2 protein-coding genes are annotated in these 3,454 nt (G+C 71.3%); both read left to right on the top strand.

The window, feature by feature from the left end; all coding sequences use genetic code 11:
- Window positions 1-84 precede the first annotated feature (84 nt).
- On the top strand, window positions 85-2,817 hold the full coding sequence (gene cphA, locus Q0112_RS13820; protein WP_297976228.1) for a cyanophycin synthetase: 2,733 nt from the start codon (window positions 85-87) through the stop codon (window positions 2,815-2,817).
- Between the two features lie 9 nt (window positions 2,818-2,826).
- Window positions 2,827-3,454: cyanophycinase (locus Q0112_RS13815; protein WP_297976226.1), on the top strand; the 628-nt coding region annotated here is incomplete at its 3' end.

Raw genomic sequence — 3,454 nt, 5'->3', positions numbered from 1 at the left:
CCCCGCCCCACGCCTGCCAAGCCACCTTTCCCTTCCGCGCGCGGGACGCTACTCCTCGCAGCAGAGCCGCACGGGGGAGCCGCCATGGAGATCGTTTCGACCGCCGTCTACGTGGGCCCGAACGTCTACGCCAAGCAGCCGCTCATCCGCCTCACCGTCGACCTGCACCGCCGCGCCGGCAAGCCCGTCTCCGACTACGCCGACGCCCTCGCCCCCCTCTTCGACGAGCTCCCGGGCCTGCTCACCGCCACCGCCGAGACCGGCGAACCCCTCCCCGAGCGCCTCGAGGCCCCCGACTGCCACCTCGGCGAGCTGATGGCCCAGGTCGCCATCGCGCTGCAGAACCGCGCCGGCGCCCCGGCCGAGATCGCCATGACCCGCCCCGCCGCCGACCCCGACGAGGTCGAGGTCCTCTACGGCTACGAATCCGAGGAGATCGGCCTCGAGGCCGGCGAGGTCGCCCGCACCATCCTCCTCGAGCTCATCGCCCCCCGCGACGACGAACGCTTCGACCTCGCCGAGACCATCGCCGACTTCGACCACTACGCCGGCCGCCGCTCCCTCGGCCCCTCCGCCCTCGCGCTGGTCCGCGCGGCGGAAGCCCGCGACATCCCCTGGCTCCGCCTCAACGACGCGAGCCTGATCCAGGTCGGCCAGGGCAAGTACCAGAAGCGCATCGAGGCCGCCCTCACCAGCCAGACCTCCCACACCGCCGTCGAGATCGCCGCCGACAAGGAGCTCTGCACCCGCCTCCTCTCCGACCTCGGCCTGCCGGTCCCGAAACAGTACCACGTCCGCGACGCCGAGGACGCCGTCGACGCCGCCAACGCCATCGGCTTCCCGGTGGTGGTAAAACCCGTCGACGGCAACCACGGCCGCGGCGTCTCGGTCAACCTGATGACCGACCAGGAGGTCGCCGACGCCTTCGAGAAGGCCATCGACGAAGGCTCCGGCGTCGTGGTCGAGAGCATGATCCAGGGCGACGACCACCGCCTCCTCGTCATCGACGGCAAGCTCGTCGCCGCCGCCCACCGCGTCCCCGGCCACGTCACGGGCGACGGCCGCTCCACCATCGCCGAGCTCGTCGCCGAGGTGAACAAGGATCCCCGCCGCGGTGCCGGCCACGAGAACATGCTGACCCGCCTCGAGCTCGACGAGACCGCCGACCGCCTCCTCGCCGAGAAGGGCTACGACCACGCCTCCGTCCCCCCCGAGGGCGAGACCGTCTACCTCCGCAAGACCGCCAACCTCTCCACCGGCGGCACCGCCATCGACGTGACCGACGTCATCCACCCCGACAACAAGCTGATGGCCGAGCGCGCCATCAAGGCCGTCGGCCTCGACATCGGCGGCGTCGACTTCCTGACCACCGACATCACCCAGAGCTACCGCGACACCGGCGGCGCCATCTGCGAGATCAACGCCGGCCCCGGCATGCGCATGCACATCGCCCCCTCCGAGGGCAAGGGCCGCGACGTCGGCGGCGCCGTCATGGACATGCTCTTCCCCGCCGGCACGCCCTCGCGCATCCCTATCGCCGCCCTGACCGGCACCAACGGCAAGACCACCACCGCCCGCATGCTGGCCCACGTCCTCAAGATGGCCGGCCACACCGTCGGCCAGACCTCGACCGACGCCGTCTACATCGACGGCAACGTCACGGTGAAGGGCGACATGACCGGCCCCAAATCCGCCTCCATGGTGCTCCGCGACCCCATGGTCGACATGGCCGTCATCGAGACCGCCCGCGGCGGCATCGTCCGCGCCGGCCTCGGCTACCGCTTCTGCGACGTGGGCGCCGTCCTCAACGTCACCTCCGACCACCTCGGCCTCGGCGGCGTCAACTCGCTCGACGAGCTCGCCGAGGTGAAGCGCCTCGTCGTCGAGGTCGCCAAGGACACCGCCGTCCTCAACGCCGACAACGAATACACCCTCAAGATGGCCGCCCACACCCAGGCGACCCACATCTGCTACGTCACCCGCAACCCCGACCACCCGCTCGTCCGGGAGCACATCAAGCTCGGCCAGCGTGCCGTCGTCCTCGAGCAGGGCCTCAACGGCGACCAGATCGTCATCTACGACCACGGCAGCCAGCTGCCCCTGATCTGGACCCACCTCATCCCCGCCACCGTCGAGGGCAAGGCGCTGCACAACGTCGAGAACGCCATGTTCACCGCCGCCATGGCCTACGCCCTCGGCCTCTCCCTCGACCAGATCCGCACCGGCCTCCGCACCTTCGACAACACCTTCTTCCAGTCCCCCGGCCGGATGAACATCTTCGACGAGCACGGCTTCCGGGTGATCCTCGACTACGGCCACAACGAGGCCGCCGTCGGCGCCATGGTCGACCTCGTCGAGCGCCTCGCCCCCCTCGGCAAGCGCTTCGTCTGCGTCACCGTCCCCGGCGACCGCCGCGACGAGGACATCACCGCCGTGGCGCGGCGCGTCGCCGGCCACTTCGACACCTACCTCTGCCACGCCGACGACAACCCGCGCGGCCGGGCGCCCGACGAGGTGCCGAAGCTGATGAAGGCCGCCCTGATGGATGCGGGCGTCCGCGAGGAGGCCATCCTCCTCCCCGAGAGCGAGACCGCCTCCATCGACACCGCCCTCGGCATGGCCCGCCCCAACGACCTCGTCCTCGTCTTCTGCGACGCCATCACCCGCGCCTGGAAGCAGATCATCTACTTCGAGCCCGCCGAGGCCCCGAAGCCCATCCCGCCCGAGCGCCTGGTCGCGGCGGCCGGCTTCGACGTCCCCGAAGGCTACCGCATCCTCAGCGACGATCGCGGCGTCCGCATCGTGCCGAACGGCTGACGGCAGCCCATGGCCGACCAGCCCGCCAGCCTCGCCCTCATCGGCGGGCGGCTCGAAGACAGCAACATCGCCATCTACGGCGAGATGCACCGCCTCTCCGGCGGCCGCATCCTCGTCTTCCCCACCGCCTCGGCCGAGCCCAAGGCCGTAGGGCAGGAAACGCTCGCCGTGTTCCGCACCCACGGCTTCGATGCCGACGTCATCCCCCTCACCCCCGCCAATGCCCGCCGCCTCGCCCACGACCCCACGCTCATCGCCCGCGTCGCCGACGTCGGCAGCATCTACTTCACCGGCGGCGACCAGGCGAAGATCACCGCCTCCCTCGCCGGCACCCCCCTCCTCGCCGCCATCCGGGCGCTGCCTGGCCTCGTCGCCGGCTCGAGCGCCGGCGCCGCCATCATGTCCGACCCGATGATCCTCGGCGGCACCTCGATCGAGGCCGTGGTCCACGGCGTCACCGACGACCCGGAGACGCAAGGCCTCCTCCTCGGCGCGGGCCTCGGCTTCTTCGCCCACGGCATGGTCGACCAGCACTTCATCAAGCGCGGCCGCCTCGGCCGCCTCGTCGTCGCCATGGCCCGCGCCGGCGTCCGCCGCGGCTTCGGCATCGACGAGAACACCGCGCTCCTCGTCGAGG

This window comes from uncultured Amaricoccus sp. (assembly GCF_937858865.1).
Lineage (GTDB): Bacteria > Pseudomonadota > Alphaproteobacteria > Rhodobacterales > Rhodobacteraceae > Amaricoccus.
This window is presented reverse-complemented; position numbering and strand designations above follow the sequence as displayed.

What these genes read in the sequence shown, in the direction of transcription:
- cphA (WP_297976228.1), top strand. Translation starts at nt 85, where the DNA reads ATGGAGATCGTTTCGACCGCCGTCTACGTGGGCCCGAACGTCTACGCC.